The 16,676-nt window shown below is 48.0% G+C and carries 18 protein-coding genes and 2 tRNA genes; 10 read left to right on the forward strand and 10 right to left on the reverse strand.

Annotated features, from left to right (window positions below; all coding sequences use genetic code 11):
- Positions 1-44 precede the first annotated feature (44 nt).
- A complete protein-coding gene (murA, locus tag SPB21_RS29435) occupies positions 45-1,418 on the reverse strand; it encodes a UDP-N-acetylglucosamine 1-carboxyvinyltransferase (protein WP_499868507.1) in 1,374 nt (457 codons plus the stop codon).
- Between the two features lie 247 nt (positions 1,419-1,665).
- Between murA and SPB21_RS29440 the strand changes: the two genes are divergently transcribed.
- Both SPB21_RS29440 and SPB21_RS29445 read left to right on the forward strand, forming a co-directional pair.
- Positions 1,666-1,749, forward strand: a tRNA-Leu gene (locus SPB21_RS29440).
- Positions 1,750-2,040: 291 nt separating this feature from the next.
- The gene (locus SPB21_RS29445) at positions 2,041-2,829 is read left to right on the forward strand and encodes a TrmH family RNA methyltransferase (protein WP_499056875.1); all 789 of its coding nucleotides are present in this window, start codon (positions 2,041-2,043) and stop codon (positions 2,827-2,829) included.
- Here SPB21_RS29445 and SPB21_RS29450 read toward each other — a convergent pair.
- Positions 2,820-3,044 (reverse strand): hypothetical protein, encoded by a 225-nt coding sequence (locus SPB21_RS29450; RefSeq protein WP_163664814.1) that lies wholly within the window; start codon positions 3,042-3,044, stop codon positions 2,820-2,822. The two genes, SPB21_RS29445 and SPB21_RS29450, sit on opposite strands and share 10 nt — an antisense overlap.
- A gap of 423 nt (positions 3,045-3,467) precedes the next feature.
- On the opposite strand from SPB21_RS29450, the gene lpdA reads away from it, so the two are divergent.
- From lpdA to SPB21_RS29465, 3 genes are read left to right on the forward strand one after another with little or no spacing between them, the layout of a single operon-like run.
- Entirely contained in the window at positions 3,468-4,901 is a 1,434-nt protein-coding gene (gene lpdA / locus SPB21_RS29455) for a dihydrolipoyl dehydrogenase (protein ID WP_006517996.1), read from the forward strand.
- The gene (trpC, locus tag SPB21_RS29460) at positions 4,898-5,779 is read left to right on the forward strand and encodes an indole-3-glycerol phosphate synthase TrpC (protein ID WP_163664816.1); all 882 of its coding nucleotides are present in this window, start codon (positions 4,898-4,900) and stop codon (positions 5,777-5,779) included. The genes lpdA and trpC overlap by 4 nt, the downstream gene beginning before the upstream one ends.
- Before the next feature lie 58 nt (positions 5,780-5,837).
- Positions 5,838-6,074: a DUF5340 domain-containing protein gene (locus SPB21_RS29465; protein ID WP_163664818.1), complete on the forward strand. Its 237-nt coding sequence runs from the start codon at positions 5,838-5,840 to the stop codon at positions 6,072-6,074.
- 106 nt (positions 6,075-6,180) lie between these two features.
- On the opposite strand, the gene psaJ is transcribed toward SPB21_RS29465, so the two are convergent.
- Positions 6,181-6,306, reverse strand: coding sequence for a photosystem I reaction center subunit IX (psaJ, locus tag SPB21_RS29470; RefSeq protein WP_006517993.1), 126 nt, complete (start codon positions 6,304-6,306; stop codon positions 6,181-6,183).
- Between the two features lie 102 nt (positions 6,307-6,408).
- Entirely contained in the window at positions 6,409-6,909 is a 501-nt protein-coding gene (locus tag SPB21_RS29475) for a Photosystem I reaction center subunit III (RefSeq protein WP_163664819.1), read from the reverse strand.
- A 264-nt stretch (positions 6,910-7,173) separates the two neighbouring features.
- On the opposite strand from SPB21_RS29475, the gene tsaD reads away from it, so the two are divergent.
- Positions 7,174-8,220, forward strand: a complete 1,047-nt coding sequence (gene tsaD / locus SPB21_RS29480) for a tRNA (adenosine(37)-N6)-threonylcarbamoyltransferase complex transferase subunit TsaD (RefSeq protein WP_499868511.1) — start codon at positions 7,174-7,176, stop codon at positions 8,218-8,220.
- Here tsaD and SPB21_RS29485 read toward each other — a convergent pair.
- Together SPB21_RS29485 and SPB21_RS29490 are read right to left on the reverse strand one after the other, a co-directional pair.
- Positions 8,217-9,095: an alpha/beta fold hydrolase gene (locus SPB21_RS29485; protein WP_499868513.1), complete on the reverse strand. Its 879-nt coding sequence runs from the start codon at positions 9,093-9,095 to the stop codon at positions 8,217-8,219. The two genes, tsaD and SPB21_RS29485, sit on opposite strands and share 4 nt — an antisense overlap.
- Positions 9,096-9,214: 119 nt before the next feature.
- Positions 9,215-9,940 (reverse strand): hypothetical protein, encoded by a 726-nt coding sequence (locus tag SPB21_RS29490; protein WP_006517989.1) that lies wholly within the window; start codon positions 9,938-9,940, stop codon positions 9,215-9,217.
- A gap of 344 nt (positions 9,941-10,284) precedes the next feature.
- Between SPB21_RS29490 and SPB21_RS29495 the strand changes: the two genes are divergently transcribed.
- Positions 10,285-10,806 carry a GNAT family N-acetyltransferase gene (locus SPB21_RS29495; protein ID WP_006517988.1) on the forward strand — a complete coding sequence of 174 codons (522 nt, stop codon included), beginning with the start codon at positions 10,285-10,287 and terminating at the stop codon, positions 10,804-10,806.
- A 109-nt stretch (positions 10,807-10,915) separates the two neighbouring features.
- Here SPB21_RS29495 and SPB21_RS29500 read toward each other — a convergent pair whose 3' ends face one another.
- Positions 10,916-11,356 (reverse strand): DUF4332 domain-containing protein, encoded by a 441-nt coding sequence (locus tag SPB21_RS29500; RefSeq protein WP_163664825.1) that lies wholly within the window; start codon positions 11,354-11,356, stop codon positions 10,916-10,918.
- A gap of 87 nt (positions 11,357-11,443) precedes the next feature.
- Here SPB21_RS29500 and SPB21_RS29505 point away from each other — a divergent pair.
- Positions 11,444-11,517 (forward strand) — tRNA-Pro (locus SPB21_RS29505).
- A 213-nt stretch (positions 11,518-11,730) separates the two neighbouring features.
- Positions 11,731-12,471 (forward strand): Tic22 family protein, encoded by a 741-nt coding sequence (locus SPB21_RS29510; RefSeq protein ID WP_163698591.1) that lies wholly within the window; start codon positions 11,731-11,733, stop codon positions 12,469-12,471.
- A gap of 91 nt (positions 12,472-12,562) precedes the next feature.
- On the opposite strand, the gene coaBC is transcribed toward SPB21_RS29510, so the two are convergent.
- The 3 genes from coaBC to SPB21_RS29525 form a co-directional block, all read right to left on the reverse strand.
- Positions 12,563-13,810: a bifunctional phosphopantothenoylcysteine decarboxylase/phosphopantothenate--cysteine ligase CoaBC gene (coaBC, locus tag SPB21_RS29515; protein WP_499868516.1), complete on the reverse strand. Its 1,248-nt coding sequence runs from the start codon at positions 13,808-13,810 to the stop codon at positions 12,563-12,565.
- Positions 13,810-14,028 carry a protein IsiD gene (isiD, locus tag SPB21_RS29520; RefSeq protein WP_006517984.1) on the reverse strand — a complete coding sequence of 73 codons (219 nt, stop codon included), beginning with the start codon at positions 14,026-14,028 and terminating at the stop codon, positions 13,810-13,812. Before isiD ends, coaBC begins: the two co-directional genes overlap by 1 nt.
- Positions 14,029-14,113: 85 nt before the next feature.
- Positions 14,114-14,758, reverse strand: a complete 645-nt coding sequence (locus SPB21_RS29525) for an alpha/beta hydrolase (protein WP_499868517.1) — start codon at positions 14,756-14,758, stop codon at positions 14,114-14,116.
- Positions 14,759-15,079: 321 nt separating this feature from the next.
- On the opposite strand from SPB21_RS29525, the gene SPB21_RS29530 reads away from it, so the two are divergent.
- Entirely contained in the window at positions 15,080-16,483 is a 1,404-nt protein-coding gene (locus tag SPB21_RS29530) for a hypothetical protein (protein ID WP_499868519.1), read from the forward strand.
- Positions 16,484-16,676: the final 193 nt, after the last annotated feature.

Raw genomic sequence — 16,676 nt, forward strand, 5'->3', positions numbered from 1 at the left:
CCCTATCGCTGAGCTTTACTAAGCTACAGTGTAGCGGTCTGCACCTAAACGATAACTGCCGGATTCGCCATCTCCGTAGACGCTAGCGCAGGGTCTGGGATTCGACGTAATTTAGCCCCGACTGCGGCTAGCTTAGCCTCAATGTTTTCATAGCCGCGATCCAGGTGTTGTAACCCATGCAGTGTGGTTTTGCCTTCAGCAGCCAGGCCTGCCACTAGTAGGGCGGCGGCGGCTCGCAAATCAGTGCCCGTCACCGGAGCCCCTGACAAGTATGGAACGCCGCGAATTACAGCAGAATTCCCAGTCAGGCGAATATTTGCACCCATGCGGTTGAACTCAGCAACATGCTGTAATCGGTTTTCAAAAACGGTTTCTGTGATGACGCTATCGCCGTCTGCAAGGGTGGTCAGCGCCATAAACTGGGCCTGCATATCGGTGGGAAACCCTGGGTGGGGGCGAGTCTCAATTTCGATGGGTAAAAGCCGTTCACCGGGAATGATCCTGGCGCGATTGTGGCCTTCCATTTCAACTCTGGTGCCAGCTTCTGCCAGTTTGGCAATCACAGGTGTTAGGTGTTCTGGAAGAATGGGCGACAGGCTGATGGGGGATTTAGTGATAGCCCCGGCAAGCATGAACGTACCCGCTTCAATTCGGTCTGGAATAATGCCGTAGTCGGTGGAATGAAGGTGAGGAACACCAGCGATGGTGATGGTGTTTGTGCCTGCTCCACGAATGCGTGCACCCATGGCTCGACAGAAGTTGGCTAGATCCAGTACCTCTGGCTCCTGAGCGGCATTCTCAATGATGGTTTCCCCTTCAGCTAGGGTAGCTGCCATCATCAGGGTCTCTGTTGCACCAACGCTGGGGTAATCTAAATAAATTTTTCCGCCTTTTAAGCGATTGCGGGTGCCAGGTACGTAGGCATGAACAATACCATGGTCCATGTGTACTTCTGCACCCAGTGCCTGTAGTCCTCGGATGTGAAGAGCCACAGGACGAGCACCAATGGCGCAGCCTCCTGGCAGCGGTACCCGGGCAACGCCTAGACGGGCTAGTAAAGGGCCAATGACGAAGAAGCTGGCTCTAAGTTTGCTAACGATTTCGTAAGGTGCACGGGAATGACTGATAGAACTGGCATCTACATCCAGCATGTCTCCATGGCGAGACACCTTCACACCCAAGGCAGTGAGCACATCCGCCATGCGACCGATGTCTACTAAATCAGGGATGTTGCGAATCCGACAATCCTGCGAACACAGAATTGAACCTGCCATAACGACCAATGCCGAGTTTTTGGCTCCACTGACGGATATATGGCCACTGAGGGGCTGTTTGCCCCAAATTTCAATAACAGGTGAGGACTCGCTGGAGGAGCGTTGATCAGCCTGAAGTGAGGTATTGATGATAATGTCCTCCAAATTCAATAAAGAGACTCAGCCACACAAGAACATAAAAATGACACTCTAGCCACTTTTGTTAACAATGGTGACGATTCTACCTGAAAGTACTTATTTGTTAAGCCATATTAATATCCTTTTGTCGTTGAATAGGTGTTTTAATTCTTTTGAAAAGCGAAAAATTGTCCTTAAAAGGCCAAAACTGGGGATTGACGAATCAGTCTGATTGCTAGACGATAGTAAACTACGGTTACTTTTATAGCCCTAAGCGGAACTGGCGGAATTGGTAGACGCGCTAGATTCAGGTTCTAGTGTTCGCAAGGACTTCCGGGTTCAAGTCCCGGGTTCCGCATTTTTAATTCAGTACTTTTATGTCTGGTTTTTGTCCTGATGTTTGACTCAAACTATTCTGAATCGTTTTGTTGTTGTTAGATGGCGGCAATAAAGTGCTTTAGTTTTCCTTATTTATTCAGACTTTTTTATCAATTATTGATTGATTGCTCAGGAAATTGATAGTGAGCTGGTTGGGCATTTGGCAGTAGCAATCGATACACTTGTATCCTTTGCTGTTTATTGAGTCTGTCAATGTGGTGAGTAAAGCAGACTGCGCCCAACGGCAAGGTCTGAGTGATAAAGCATTTGAATGCTAGAAAACCTGACAACAATTATCAGCACTAAAAATCCCCTGGCCAAGCAGTTTCGAAAGCTGCATCAGGCTAAGGAGCGGCGACGACAAAATGTGTTTCTGCTAGAAGGAACTCATCTCTTACAGGAAGCGTGTGCTGTTGAATATCCATTGCTTCAGGTCGCGTTCACAGAAAACTGGGGACATACCCATGGTGATTTATTGGACTGCTTAAGGCGGCTGGGGACTGATATTCGCTTGGTCAGTCCTGATGTGCTAGTCAGTATGTGTACCACTGTCAGCCCGGATGGAGTGGTGGCGATTGCGCGGCGCATTGCTCAGTCCACCAGGCTTGTAGAAAGGGTTTCCCTGGGTGTGGCGCTGCAACGGTTACAGGATCCAGGTAACTTGGGTACGGTGATCCGTACAGCAGCGGCAGCAGGATGCGATCGCATCTGGCTCACAACCGATAGCGTAGACGTAGATCATCCCAAGGTGCTACGGGCTACGGCAGGGCAATGGTTTCGTTTACCAATGCAGACCATTGCTACATTGAATGACTTAAAAAGCTTAGATGTACAGCTGGTGGCCACTACCCCTACAGCTTCCCTGGACTACTGGGATTTAGATCTGCGGCAACCGACTGTTTTTTTGATGGGAAACGAAGGCGCTGGGCTGTCGCAGCAAGCTATGGATTTAGCCACACATCAGGTCAAAATCCCATTGGCGGCTGGTGTGGAATCGTTGAATGTTGCGATCGCAACAGCTCTAATGCTTTACGAAGCCAAACGTCAGCGTCATGGTTGATGAGAGTTAGGCGGATCTTGACGAGCGTGGTTTTTTTGAATGTTGCGAGGCTGATGTGGCTGGGAAGATCGCGATTCATCTTGACCTGATTCCGGTTCTTGAGGCCCATCATCTAAAACGAGCGTATCCGTTGTATCGCCTAATAGCTCATCCAGGTGCTCCAAAGATTGCAGAAAATCGGCAACAGCAGACTGCCTTAGCTGACGTTTATCCATTGATCTTGCCTCGTTAGTAGGCCCTTTCAACCATTGCTGAATTGCTTAACATTGACTGAGCAATGTCTATGATTTTAGCGATCGCAATTGGTGTGGGGTCTTTAGTAATGAGATTTGTGAATCTAACCCTAGCCAAGATGTTCCAAGTCTAGGCAAAAGTAGAAAGTTAACTACGTTTTTGTAAAGAGCTCTGTTCGTTAGGAACTGGCCTTGGGGATAAAAATGGATCTACAGGTATTTAGTCAGACAGATATCGAATCTAACAAATTTGAAAATAATTGCTCAATATCAAGTTGTCTAATATCCACAATCTAGTTGAGAATGGATTCTGCCCCTATGTTGCCCATGTCGTTTTCTACCTTAGGCAAACGGCATCAATTCAATAACTAAGGGGTCGCAAATGTGCTGAAACAGGAGATCGTTGTGAGTTCATCCTTTGATTATGACCTAATCATCGTAGGTGCCGGTGTCGGTGGTCATGGGGCGGCATTGCACGCTGTGAAAAGCGGGTTAAAGACCGCCATTATTGAAGCGGCTGATATGGGAGGCACCTGCGTTAATCGAGGATGTATACCTTCGAAAGCATTGTTGGCTGCATCTGGTCGCGTCCGCGAATTGCGCGACAAGCATCATCTACAGTCCTTCGGCATTCAAGTGGGAGACGTGCAGTTTGAGCGCTCTGCCATTGCTGATCATGCCAGTAACTTGGTTAGCAAGATCCAGGGTGACTTAACCAATAGTCTGACTCGACTGGGTGTAGATACGATTCGCGGTTGGGGTAAGCTGGCCGGCACTCAGAAAGTGACTGTGACCACGGCTGATGGTGAAAAGACCTACACCGCTAAGGACATTATGCTGTCGCCAGGGTCTGTTCCCTTTGTGCCCCCTGGTATTGAGACTGATGGTAAAACCGTATTTACCAGCGACGAAGCAATTAAGCTGGACTGGCTACCTCAGTGGGTGGCCATTATTGGGAGTGGCTATATCGGTCTAGAATTTTCTGATGTGTATACGGCTTTGGGGTGTGAAGTCAGTATGATTGAGGCTTTGCCCCAGCTGATGCCCACCTTTGATCCGGACATCGCCAAAATCGCTAAGCGCGTTCTCATCGACCCTCGTGATATTGATACCCATGTGGGTGTGATTGCTAAGACCGTTACACCTGGCTCTCCAGTGACCATTGAGCTGGCTGATTTAAAAACGAAGGAAACGGTTGATGTGCTAGAGGTTGATGCTTGCCTGGTGGCAACTGGGCGCATCCCTGCCACGAAGGATATGGGCTTAGAAAGTCTAGCTATTGAAACTGACCGTCGTGGCTTTATCCCAGTAAATGACCGTATGGAAGTTCTGCGGGATGGTGAGCCCATACCCCATCTTTGGGCTATTGGTGATGCCACTGGCAAGATGATGTTGGCCCATGCTGCCTCAGCCCAGGGTGTGGTGGCTGTTGAAAATATTTTGGAAAATAATCGTACCGTTGACTATCGCAGTATTCCGGCCGCCGCATTTACCCATCCAGAGGTGAGCTTTGTCGGTCTTACTGAGCCTGCGGCTAAAGAGCTAGCTGCGGCAGAAGGTTTTAAGATTGGTGCCGTACGCAGCTACTTCAAAGCCAACTCCAAAGCGCTGGCAGAAAATGAATCTGATGGCCTGGCTAAGGTAATCTACCGTAAGGACACGGGGGAAATTCTGGGAACTCACATTATCGGTATCCATGCAGCGGACCTGATTCAAGAGGCTGCTAATGCTATTGCTCAGGGGTTAACCGTTAAAGATCTGTCCTTTATCGTCCATACACACCCAACGCTATCTGAGGTGTTAGATGAGGCCTTTAAGCGTGCTGAGGTGACGGCATGAAGATTAGACGGCGTCCTCCCAATCCTGCGGTAGCTGTTGATACTCTGCGCTATCAGGTGAAGGTTCCTGATAGTGAACCCCGCCATATCCTTGAGGAAATTGTTTGGCACAAGGAAGTCGAAGTGGAGCGTCTGCGGGGAAAAACATCGCTGGCAGAGTTACAACGGCAGGTCTTGACGGCACCTCCTCCATTAGATTTTGCTGCGGCTTTACGTAGCGGTAAGACATCACCCTCTGTGATTGCTGAGGTAAAGAAAGCCTCCCCCAGTAAGGGGGTGATCCGGGAAGATTTTGATCCGGTTGCGATCGCAACCGCCTACGAAAAAGGTGGAGCTACCTGTCTATCGGTGCTTACCGATCAAAAATTTTTCCAGGGTAGTTTTGACTATCTTGCTCAAGTGCGTCACGCCATAAGCCTGCCGATTCTATGTAAGGAATTCATCATTTATCCCTATCAGATTTATCTGGCCCGAATCTATGGAGCTGATGCTATTTTGCTGATTGCGGCCATTTTGTCAGACAAGGATTTGAGTTACTTTACGCGAATCGCTAAAGCCTTAGGAATGACTGCCCTGGTGGAGGTCCATACCGCTGAAGAACTAGACCGGGTGCTCAATGTAGACCAGGTTAACGTGCTTGGTGTGAATAACCGTAACCTCGAGGACTTTTCGGTTAGCTTAGACACTACGCAGGATTTGTTGGCCCATGCATCAACCCATGTCAGAGCTGATGACATGTTGTTTGTAAGTGAGTCTGGTATCCATCGACCGGATGACGTTATGCGGGTAGCGCAAGCTGGAGCCCATGCCATTTTAGTGGGTGAGTCGCTGATGCGGCAGCCCGATCCCGGTGCTGCTATTGGGCAGCTCATGACCTAGTCCCTGGAAGTTGTCTATTGTCTACCCGTTTCAGGTTCCCTACTCTGATTTTCCGACTATGGATCGTCCTATTCCCCTGCCATCCCATATCCATTACGAGCTATTACTAAGGCTCTTGGAACGTGAAACTACTGCGGCTATCTATCAGCACTCCCCACAGAAGGAACAACTCCAGGAACTGATTATTACCCTGCGTAAGGCAATGTCTCAGCAAAAGCAACTGGAAGAAAGTTGCCGAGCTTCAAGGTTGCCAGTGGAATATTACTGGTCATTAAATGAAAAACCAGGAATTTAAGGGAGATATAAGCCCGTTATCTTAAAAAATCCCACCTCAGCTTTGAAAACTGAGGTGGGATTTTTTCCAATCTATAACCAGTGCAGTGACAAATAGTCAGCTATCCCTAAGGATGAAGTAGTAGATCGGGGAAAAAACGATTAAATTCAATCAAGATACCAGCTGTGATCAGCATCCAAATTGTAGCTAATACAGGGGCTGTAGACAGGTATTTTACTAAGCCTTCGGGCATGGGAAAGTGTCCTGAATAAAAACATCTAAAAACAATAAGTCAGCACGACCCAGTTATATTGATTCGACTCATCAAGCCCAAGCCGTGCCTCTGATGTATTAATTAGCGAGGTGAAATTGTGATTTCATCATCCTTCGCAAACATGGCACCGGATGCCATATCCTTGAATGCAGCTAGGGGCCAAGCCGCACCCGCCAAAGAAGACTTGATAGCCAAGCCAGTATCGATGATGATTTCTTTCTCCTCGGGCTTCTTGGCAGTGCGAGACGCGATCAAGTAAGAACGCCCAGCCCAACCAATCCAGCCAGCGATGTAAAGGAATAAAATGCCGGGAATGACAAACTCACCAAGATGAGCAAAATCTCCATCTACCACCAAGTGGGGGAGGCCATCTTCGCCGCAAAGTAGGCTGGAGTTAGCATAAAAATCAAAACGTGCTTTAGCACCTTCTGTTTTGGCCGCAGAGGCACGTTGTTGGAACGCAGCAGATTCGCCACAGGGGGTCAAACCAGCCACGTTGTCTCCAGCCAAGCTGGCAGAGGCGGGTGCCGCGAAGCCAAACCAGAGGCAAAGTACTAGAGCCAGAGCAAACAACCGTCGCATAAAATGTTTCCTTTGTGTTTTACAAAAGACAAAAAATTAATTCAGTGAATCTCTTAACTTAGATAACTAACTGTAATGCTGCTTTAACTAGTTCCCTAGTGTGTATGCTTTATCAGTTAGCCGACGCAGTATTGAAGTCGCTTTTAAAACTCAACCAACGTGAACTAAATTAAGGATCTACTTGACTCTCAGGGATCATACCTTTCTGCCAAACCCTGGCAGGGAAATTACTCACAAGACTTTACATGACGACACAATTGACGCATGGCCACGATTTTAGCAATTGAAACCAGCTGTGATGAAACAGCCGCATCGGTGGTGAAGCATCGTCAAGTGCTCAGTAGTGTTGTGGCATCCCAAATTGACCTGCATAGTCGCTATGGTGGTGTTGTGCCAGAGTTAGCATCCCGCGAACATTTGCTGACCATTGGCGACACAGTGAATGAAGCGTTGCTTAAATCTCAATTGGGTTGGGCTGATATCGACGCTGTTGCCACCACCTGTGCACCGGGCCTGGTGGGTGCTCTCTTGGTTGGTATGAGTGTTGGTAAAACCCTGGCAATGGTACATCACAAACCGTTTTTAGGTGTGCACCATCTGGAGGGACACATCTATGCAGCCTATTTAGAACACACTGATCTGCGGCCGCCTTTCCTGTGTCTATTAGTCTCCGGTGGGCACACCAGCTTGATTCGAGTTGATGGCTGTGGTCAATACAAATTGCTCGGTAAAACCCGAGATGACGCTGCCGGTGAAGCCTTCGATAAAGTCGCTCGCTTGCTGGCTCTGGGATATCCCGGCGGCCCTATCATTGATCAATTAGCCCAGCAGGGTGACCCGAAAGCATTTCGACTGCCAGAGGGTAACATTTCCTTGCCAGAAGGTGGCTATCATCCTTATGATGCAAGCTTTAGTGGTCTTAAAACCGCTGTTTTGAGGCTGGTAGAGCGCCTTAAATCAGAGGGGGTGGATCCACTCCCTGTAGCTGATATCGCTGCCAGCTTCCAGTACGCTGTGGTGCGGGCATTAGTGAAACGAGCGATGCGCTGTGCCCAAGACCAAAACCTGCCTGCGATTGTGATGGGAGGAGGTGTGGCTGCCAACAGTGGCTTGCGTCATGTAATTGCTGAGACAGTAGCAGCGCAAGGTATTAACATTTACATTCCCTCGCTAAAATTTTGCACGGATAATGCAGCCATGATTGCCTGTGCTGCTAGCGATCATTTTGATCAGGGACATTGTTCTAAATTAGATCTGGGAGTTTATTCTCGGCTCCCTCTAGAACACGTTGCTGAGTTATACCAGCGTTAACTGGTAAGGAGCAGCCATTGGCGGATCTGTGCTTCTAGCGCTAGTGGCTGTTCTAGCATGGCAAAGTGGCCGCATTGTTTGAACGCAACAACTGCTTCTTTGCCCTGACGAAAAAATTTATGAAAACTAGCCAAATGCTGTACGTAGCGAGGCTCCATAACCATATCTTGTTCCCCGGTGATGAAATATACCGGTTGAGATAGCTGGGAGACTATCTGGGGCAGTTGATGGACTTCATCTTCAGTTGTTGATGCTAGGAGTGACTGAGCTGCCGCCTCTGGATCTGCCCTTAGAAAATCAATCAGCCGTTGTTGGCCCCAACGATAACTCAAGGTTTGTTGCACCATGATGTTGGCAAATACCCATGGTAATAATGGCAGATGCTGTAGCCATTGAGGTCGCCACCCTAACATTTGTTGCCCAGCGCTGCGAAATCTTTCAAAGGCATTGTGGATATATATGCCACCCCCTGCATTTATACAGATAACTCCTCGCACACGTTCTGGAAACAAATGAGCTGCCCATAGAGCAATACTGCCCCCCAAAGAATGGCCCATTAGCCATACATCCTCTAGTTCGAGGGCCTCTAATAATGCATTTAAATCATAGGCGTAGGCTGTAAGCCCGTAGGTGGGGGCATCTACAGTAATAGAGCGGCAAGATAGATCTTGGGTTGAATCCCCAAAGCCTCTCAAGTCGTAGGCAAGACACTCAATATCTGGAGCAAGCTGCTGCATCAGAGGTTGCCAATAGGCTCTACTGAGTAGCCAGCCATGAATGCAGACTAATACTGAACGATGGGTGGTGGTAGTGGAAAATAAATTGGGAGTGAAATCATAGACATGGGGCACTCCGAAGACAGGTGTCACCACCATGGTGCAAATCGCATTCGTAAGACAACATTCAAACTCGAACTAGTCCCATCCAACGTTCGATGGCTAAAGGCTTCACCTATCAACAGATAACAAATAGATAACCTCTGTTCCCGCATTCTCTAGTAAGGCCCGCCAAGTAAACGCTCGCGCATACCATCGGCAATCTTATGTCCTAAATATTCTGGAATTAAACTCTCATTGGGGCCTAATAGGTACAAGATCAATCGGGTACGACCACGCCATACCAATAGATTAGCATTCACCACCAGCAAATCTTCTTGCCAAATGGCATACATGACCTTATAAAACAGACCTGGTTGGTTATCTGCTTCGATGAGTAAGGCTGGCAAATGAAAGACTGGGTCTACATAAAATTCAGTTTCAACTTTTTCTAAGCCTGCGTTGAGGTTGAATTCAACGCTGAGCATTTCTTCCACTTCGTAGCGTCCGGCTAAAGCTTCTCGAATAGCCCGGCAGGTGTTATCGGCAGTTTTATCACTGAGGGCTTTACCCCCACGCGAGACCACCAGTTTGACAAACACCAGCATGGGTGGATAAATCTGTCCGTATAGGCTGAGGCTATGGATTGTTAGACCATAGGCTGTGAGTACACCAAAGATATCGCTGAGTAAAAAGGACTGATTACGATAGGCAAAATGGAGGGCGCTGCGATTACCTTCCGGTTTGATTTCAATAACGGCCTTTTTGGTTTTGTAGAGCTGATAGGCAAGCCGTAGGTTTTGCAATTGAATCTCACTACTGACAAATTGCTCATAAAATTGCGGAAACGCTCGGTTGAAGCGCTTCAGCAGCTCTACTGTCGATGTCTTTAATCCGGCTGCCATATGTATTCAGAAACTGCATGAGTTGTACCGGTTGGCTAATTTGGTTTACCACATTTGGCAAACTGAAACATGAACACACCCCATCAATTAAAACTTTGATGACTTTGCTCCAAAGTCCCTGACGCAATATTACCCAAAGTGTCTTGTTATCTCTGCTAAGGAAAACCGTGTCCGGTGTGAGAAACAGAGATCATTAGAAATACATACACTACTGTGTTCGCTGGTTACCGATTGGCCATGTAATTTTGATTGATCCTGAAGCAATGTTTTTACCCTCTTAGGAAAGGATAGGTCTATACTGCTAGAGTTAAAACAGAGTTCATATTTCCAACCGTTTTGTTTGCATGGGTTTCTGGAAAAGCTTATTTAGTCCCACCGAGGCTTCATCAGTGCCCACACAAGCTGTTTCTGATGATTATGCGATAAATCCAACCGGTTCTGACCAGGTGGCTCGTATTGTTTTTAGTACAGATCGAAACATTGATTTGTATGAGTTAGAAGAGCTCTGCGATGCTGTTGGGTGGTCGCGTCGACCTCTAAGAAAGGTCAAAAAAGCTATTCAACACAGTTTTTTAGTGGTCACCATGTGGGAGCAGCAAGGGGCCCGTAAACGATTAATTGGCTTTTCCCGAGCTACCTCAGATCATGCCTTTAATGCAACCATTTGGGATGTTGTGGTGCATCCTAGCTTTCAGGGTAGAGGTTTGGGCAAGGCACTGATGCAGCAACTGATCAAGAAACTTCGCAGTGAAGATATCAGTAACGTTACGCTGTTTGCCGATCCCCATGTTGTGAACTTTTACAAAAACTTAGGGTTTATGCCAGACCCAGAGGGCATTAAGGGGATGTTTTGGTACCCAGATTAGGCATTAAACGGTAATTGCCCCATAAGCTTTGCTAGTTTCTGGTATTGAGGTGGGTTGTACGCATTTAAGACATCAAGAGTGATATCTGAGGTGCGAGTCTAGTCTTGCCCTACCTGCATAGTTGTTTGGCTTCAGTAATCCATTGTGAAACTTGGGCTGTATCTGGGCTCAGGTCAGCTCGCTGCATGAGTTTTATTTGGAGTCGCTTAAGTTGGGAGTGAAGTTGGGCAACAGGTAATAGTGCCAATTGCTGAGGTGAGCTAATGCCAGCGTGCAATAGTAGACCGCAGTATTTGCATCCTACGCTGGGGAGGCAAGCTAGTTGGGCTAAGGCCGTCCACTTGTTGACATATTTGATATGAGAGTTAAGCTGCTGGGCCAGCTTTAAGCGTGCTGACTGGGTGCGAGTTGCATTGAGTAGGTCAAAAGTCGTGAAAATATTCAATATATTTAGCTGCTGCTGGTGCTCGTCAGAGATGCCTGGTAGCTGCTCAATAGCCCAGTTTTGAAGTCGGATAGAGTTAGGTATTCTGAGCGGTTCAAAAACCATTGGGTAAACAGAGGTATATTTATGTTAGGTTGTTAATCTATTGCATTTGGGCTTTAGCAGTTTAATTGTCTAGGGTGTTTTTGACCACGGGATGTAGCGCAGCTTGGTAGCGCGCCTGCTTTGGGAGCAGGATGTCGCAGGTTCGAATCCTGTCATCCCGATTTTTTAAATTTGTGTTGTAATCCTGTAATCTCTCTGTGCAAGATTTTTGAGTCTATTGGATGCGGGATATTATCAGTACTCCTGGGGTAGCTTGGGATCTTTGCTTGGGACGGTGGCCAGTTGTAGAAATGTCTCAGCTTATCGTAGATGAAGTTAAGCTGTGTTAGATGATGAAGACTGAGCAAGTCAGTAGTTTGGCATCAGGAGGAAGTATGAAAGCAATGTTTGGTCGTTTTCTATGTGGCCTATTAGGTGGTGGTGTTATTGCCGCTACATTCCATACCCCTCAAGCAGCAGCGCTTTCGGAAGATGAATTGCTCATTAAATTTGCAGAAGTCCCTGTTTTTGTGGTGGCTGATAGTTCTGGTGGCTATGTGACATCAGTTGTTGATTTGCCCAATGATGGCATGGGAAATGTATCTCTACTACGGGTGTTCTTTACTGAAGATGATGTGCTCAGTTTTGTAGAGCAGGTTCGCGAAGAGGAGCCTCGATTTAACCAAGGTGGCTCTGTTGGTGTGATTGACTTAGCATCTGTTCATCGCCTAGCCCAGGAAGAACGGGAAGTCCCTTTAAAGTTGATCTTTATTCCTGAGGCTGAAGAATTGGAGGCAGCGCGTGCTTTGGATAGTAATTTTGGTGGGACTACCTCTTCATCGTTGGTTCCTTTGTTTGCTTTGCAAGATGCTGCTGGGAATTATCTGCCGCTATCGATTGGTGATGACTCTGAAGAGTCTATTTTCTCCATGTTCTTCTCCAAGCAGGATGCAGATAGTGTCTTAAGTTCTATTCAAGCGTCTAACCCTAATATGTCTCAGGTAAATGTTGGTGTGGTTTCCTTGGCAGATTTATCTGGGAATATCTTGGGCAGTGATAATGAAGCGTTTGAGCGTATTCGCTTCTTGCCAGATTCAGATGTGATTAATCATATTCAGAGTTTGGACTTGCAATAGTGGGTAGTGGCTCATCTAGTCTGAAGGTTGCGACAGCGATCATACTGGGTGAGCGTCTGAGTGAGATTGATTATTGAGGTAAGGTTCGACGCTAAAGGTCTAATGGGGCCTCACTAGGTATCTTGCGGAGCAGGCTATAGATTTTGTGGGCCATCGATAATTTGGTGTCGGTGGCCAATGTTATTTGTTGGCCGTATTTATCTAGGAAGATGCCATGGTTGCGATCGCTGCCAAATCCACTCTCCGGCTGATCTACTGGGTTGGCCACAAGGGCATCCAATCCTTTACGCTGTAGCTTGCCTAGGGCAGGCTGAATAATATCGCCTGTTTGAGCCGCAAACCCCACCAGGGTTTGGTCGGCTCTTTTGTTAGCGGACAGTTTTGCCGCAATATCTGTGACCGGTTCAAGGGGTAACGGGTTAGGTAAATCTGCCTTAGCAAGTTTGCCAGTGACGTGCAACTGGGGGCGCATATCAGCTACTGCTGCGGCCATGATGATCCAGTCTACAGTGTCTAACTGAGCCATCAGGGCCGCTTCCATATCGGCGGCACTAACAACGGCTGTGGTTTGCACTGGATCTGGAATGGTCTGGCGGAGATGTCTTTCCATGGGGCCATGTACTAAGGATACATGTGCTCCACGATGGACGGCGGCAGTGGCTAAAGCAATGCCCATACGACCAGTCGATGGATTGCCAATGTAGCGAACGGCGTCGATAAATTCCTGGGTGCTACCAGTACTAATGAGGACGCGCTTGCCCTTGAGGTCACGACGACCTTGGGTGTGTTTGAGAGACTCTAGGGCAGCGAGGATGGTCTGGGGTGTGGCCATGCGACCGGTGCCGATGCGATCGCACGCTAACCTGCCAGCCGCTGGTCCCACCGCATGGTAACGTTCATCCGTTAAAACCTGGTGCCAGTTACGCTGGACAGACGGCTGTAGCCACATATCCGTATTCATAGCCGGAGCCAGTAGCACTGGGCATGTGGATGCTAAGACCGTATTGCTTAGCAGATTGTCTGCTAAGCCGTGGGCCAATTTCCCCAGAGTATTTGCTGTTAACGGTGCAATCAAAAAACAGTCCGCCCATTCAGCTAGCTCAATATGTAGGGGGCGAGCCTGGTCAGCGGACCAAAAATTATCATCGGTGTAAGCGTTATGACGTGAGAGGGTGGCAAAGGTCAAAGCCGAAACAAACGCCTCTGCCGAGGACGTCAGAATAACTCGTACCTCTGCCCCTACTTTAGCCAGGGTAGACACCACCTCACAAACTTTATAGGCCGCTATGCCGCCACTAATGCCGACCAAAATTTTGGTCGTTGGTGACGCATCTGTCATTAGGCTTCGTCGTAGGTTTCTACATCTAATAAATGTAGATAAGAACGCACTAGCTCTGGACGCTGGAATGCTACTGACCGTAGTCGATGCCAATCCTGCAGACCTTCAAAGGCTGTCGTGTATTCATCCTGTTCTAGACGTTGTGCCAGCTGATCGACCTCTTCTTGAGTAACGTCAGCAATGGGCTTATCAGAAACTTTGCTTGTACTTAAAACCATGGGTGCTGGCTCCTGTGGGCGGGCGCTGTCTCCAGTGTATTCGGTGTCGTTATCACTGTCCCGGAGTGCGTCTGAAATGTTACACCTAGTTTTTACAAAGTTTTTCGCAAAAATTCTTGGCCATCTCTAGTACCTGTAGGTTGATTTCGTGCCCCATGTTGAATTCGTGATAGTCAACATCAACTGACAAGTTGCCGAGTTCAGCTTTGTTTTGATGGGCTTGGGTAATGGGAACCACTGGGTCTTGGCGGCCATGGACTAGCAGAATGGGGCGTGGATTAATGGGCGTTACTAAGGGACCGTGGCTATAACCGCTAAGGATCATCATTCCTGCAACGGGCAGCCCCATGCCAATGTCTAATGTCATGGCTCCCCCTTGGGAAAAGCCGCCGAGGATAGTTTTCCCCAATGGAATGCCGGTTTTTTCCGGTAAAGCGGTGATCCAGTCGAGTAGCAACTGCCGACTTTGCTGTAGATCTGCCTGATGGGTGAAGGGCTGGTCAAAGTCGAAAATGTCAGGTAGGGCGTACCACATCCGTCCGTTAGGTGCTCCCATACCATTGGCTATTTTGTGAGCATGGGGAGCATCTGGGAACAGCATTTGATACTTATCTAGCTGCATATAAGGGGCAATGCCTGCAACGTCCTGAGCATTAGCTCCCCAGCCATGGAGAAGAATCAAAAGATAGTCAGCGGTAGAGTCACCAGCGGACAGGGCACGAAGTGACATAGGCAAACAGTGATTAGTGGGAAGGTCGCTACGGATTCTACCTTAGACCCGCCATAGACCTTTCAATCTCTGTTCTATGTCTAGAAATAGTAAATACCAAAGGCCTTGCGTATTACCGTCAATGACAAGAACTAAAAAATTGTAACCGAGGCTTGAATAGCAATGGAAACCCCATAAAAGCATATATGAGGACGTTGGGGTAAGCTCACTTGACCACATAAATTTCATCAATACTCCATAAATCCCTCAAGTCAGCTACGCCTGAAGCTATGGATGCCCCTTTGGTAGCTCCATGGGCTACCAGCGTCATCACGAAATGCTATGCAGTATTCCTTTTTCCGAAGTGTGTTCTTTAAGGCTGCTTTGCCAGCCGCGTTGGTTTCCTTGGTTTGGCAGGCTCAGCAATCACCAACCCGTGGGAATGTAGTATCTGCAGCCCCGTCACCGATCTCGCAAAAGCAAGTAAGTCGAGCTCAGAATTGGAATTCTGTGTTGCATGTGGCCCGACTGGTGGAGCGTAACCAGCGGAGTACAAATCTGGTGTTGCAGTTAGAGGTGCTCAATAAACCCCAGACCACCTATGCCAATGCGGTGTATCAAGTTTTTGCTAGAACCCGTGGTAGTAGTGAATGGCAAGAAATTCATACTAATCGCGGTGCACGGTTACTTCCCGGTAGCGACGGTAAGTTCATCCTGGAATCGGAAGTCATTTCCATTGCCGAACTAGAAGAGGAAATTCGGGATGAACTGGGTGAGAATCTAAGTATCGAAGACGTAGAGCTGGACTGTGTCGTTAGCATTCGCTACGACTTAGTCGGTGGTGGTCGTGACTTGCGCGAAAAGATTACTTATCGACAAAGCTACAGAGAAATCAGTACAACTACGACAACAGCCATTGTCCGTACCTCCACATCAAGTACTGTCACAGCCAGCCGCACTGAATCCACAGAAACTGCAGTCTCTGGCCGCACTTCTAACCGGCCAGCCATCCTAACATCAAGTAGTAATGACGACGATGATGACGATGACGATGGCCACGAAAGTCGTGATGACGATGATGATGATGGCGATAGTCGCGCTCAACGCCGTCGGCGTAGCTCAAGGTCTCGTACGGAGACCAACAGCAGTCGTTCAACCCGTAGACGTTCAGAAATTCAAAGCCAGGTTACGCGTCGTGTTTGGGAGTCGGTATTACATGTGGCTCGTCAGACGGGCAGCACCCAGCAGAGCCGTAATTTAGTCCTGCAGTTGGAGATCCTGAATAAGCCGCAAACGACCTATGCCAATGTGGTTTATCAGGTGTTTGCTAGAACCCGTGGTGGCCGCTGGCAGGAGATTCATACCAACAGTGGAGCCCGTTTAATTGAGGCGGCTGGTGGTAGATATATTCTGAAATCTGAGGTGATTTCCCTGACTCAGTTGGAACGAGAGCTGCGGGCAGAACTGGGGGATGACCTCAGGCTGGAGGATGTGGAAATTAACTGTGTCGCCAGTATTCGCTATGACCTGGTTGGTGGCGGTCGAGATATTCGGGAAACGTTTTCCTACACGCGCAGCTATACGAGCATTGTGACCACAACGGTTACTGAAATTACTCAAATTGTCGGGTCGTCGACTACGGTCATCGATAATCGTTCGGATGATCATGGCGAATGTCGTCGATGCAATGATGACGACGACGATGACGATGACGACGATGACGATGATGACGACGACGACGATTAAGTTGGATAGTCAACGTTTTTTCTAGCTATCTTAAGCGCCCCCTTCGCGAAGTCGAAGGGGGCAGGTAGTAGTGCTTTGTATGCAGTTTCAGCATCTTCCCCCAATTAGGGATTTTGGTTAAGAGCAAGGATTCAGTCAATAGATATGAAAGCTCATCCTATTTGTTACAGTTCAGAGAAGGATTGGATTACAA

Origin of the sequence: Leptothoe sp. ISB3NOV94-8A (genome assembly GCF_043421595.1) — a bacterium.
GTDB lineage: Bacteria > Cyanobacteriota > Cyanobacteriia > Phormidesmidales > Phormidesmidaceae > Leptothoe > Leptothoe turfae.

Excerpts from the sequence above, each read along its gene's own strand:
- tsaD (WP_499868511.1), top strand. The coding sequence starts at position 7,174 with ATGGCCACGATTTTAGCAATTGAAACCAGCTGTGATGAAACAGCCGCA.
- SPB21_RS29490 (WP_006517989.1), bottom strand. The coding sequence starts at position 9,940 with ATGGCAGCCGGATTAAAGACATCGACAGTAGAGCTGCTGAAGCGCTTC.
- SPB21_RS29525 (WP_499868517.1), bottom strand. The coding sequence starts at position 14,758 with ATGTCACTTCGTGCCCTGTCCGCTGGTGACTCTACCGCTGACTATCTT.
- SPB21_RS29530 (WP_499868519.1), top strand. The coding sequence starts at position 15,080 with ATGCAGTATTCCTTTTTCCGAAGTGTGTTCTTTAAGGCTGCTTTGCCA.
- SPB21_RS29500 (WP_163664825.1), bottom strand. The coding sequence starts at position 11,356 with ATGGTTTTTGAACCGCTCAGAATACCTAACTCTATCCGACTTCAAAAC.
- trpC (WP_163664816.1), top strand. The coding sequence starts at position 4,898 with ATGAAGATTAGACGGCGTCCTCCCAATCCTGCGGTAGCTGTTGATACT.
- SPB21_RS29485 (WP_499868513.1), bottom strand. The coding sequence starts at position 9,095 with ATGGTGGTGACACCTGTCTTCGGAGTGCCCCATGTCTATGATTTCACT.
- SPB21_RS29475 (WP_163664819.1), bottom strand. The coding sequence starts at position 6,909 with ATGCGACGGTTGTTTGCTCTGGCTCTAGTACTTTGCCTCTGGTTTGGC.
- SPB21_RS29510 (WP_163698591.1), top strand. The coding sequence starts at position 11,731 with ATGAAAGCAATGTTTGGTCGTTTTCTATGTGGCCTATTAGGTGGTGGT.
- SPB21_RS29450 (WP_163664814.1), bottom strand. The coding sequence starts at position 3,044 with ATGGATAAACGTCAGCTAAGGCAGTCTGCTGTTGCCGATTTTCTGCAA.
- SPB21_RS29495 (WP_006517988.1), top strand. The coding sequence starts at position 10,285 with ATGGGTTTCTGGAAAAGCTTATTTAGTCCCACCGAGGCTTCATCAGTG.
- psaJ (WP_006517993.1), bottom strand. The coding sequence starts at position 6,306 with ATGCCCGAAGGCTTAGTAAAATACCTGTCTACAGCCCCTGTATTAGCT.
- SPB21_RS29445 (WP_499056875.1), top strand. The coding sequence starts at position 2,041 with ATGCTAGAAAACCTGACAACAATTATCAGCACTAAAAATCCCCTGGCC.
- isiD (WP_006517984.1), bottom strand. The coding sequence starts at position 14,028 with ATGGTTTTAAGTACAAGCAAAGTTTCTGATAAGCCCATTGCTGACGTT.
- SPB21_RS29465 (WP_163664818.1), top strand. The coding sequence starts at position 5,838 with ATGGATCGTCCTATTCCCCTGCCATCCCATATCCATTACGAGCTATTA.
- coaBC (WP_499868516.1), bottom strand. The coding sequence starts at position 13,810 with ATGACAGATGCGTCACCAACGACCAAAATTTTGGTCGGCATTAGTGGC.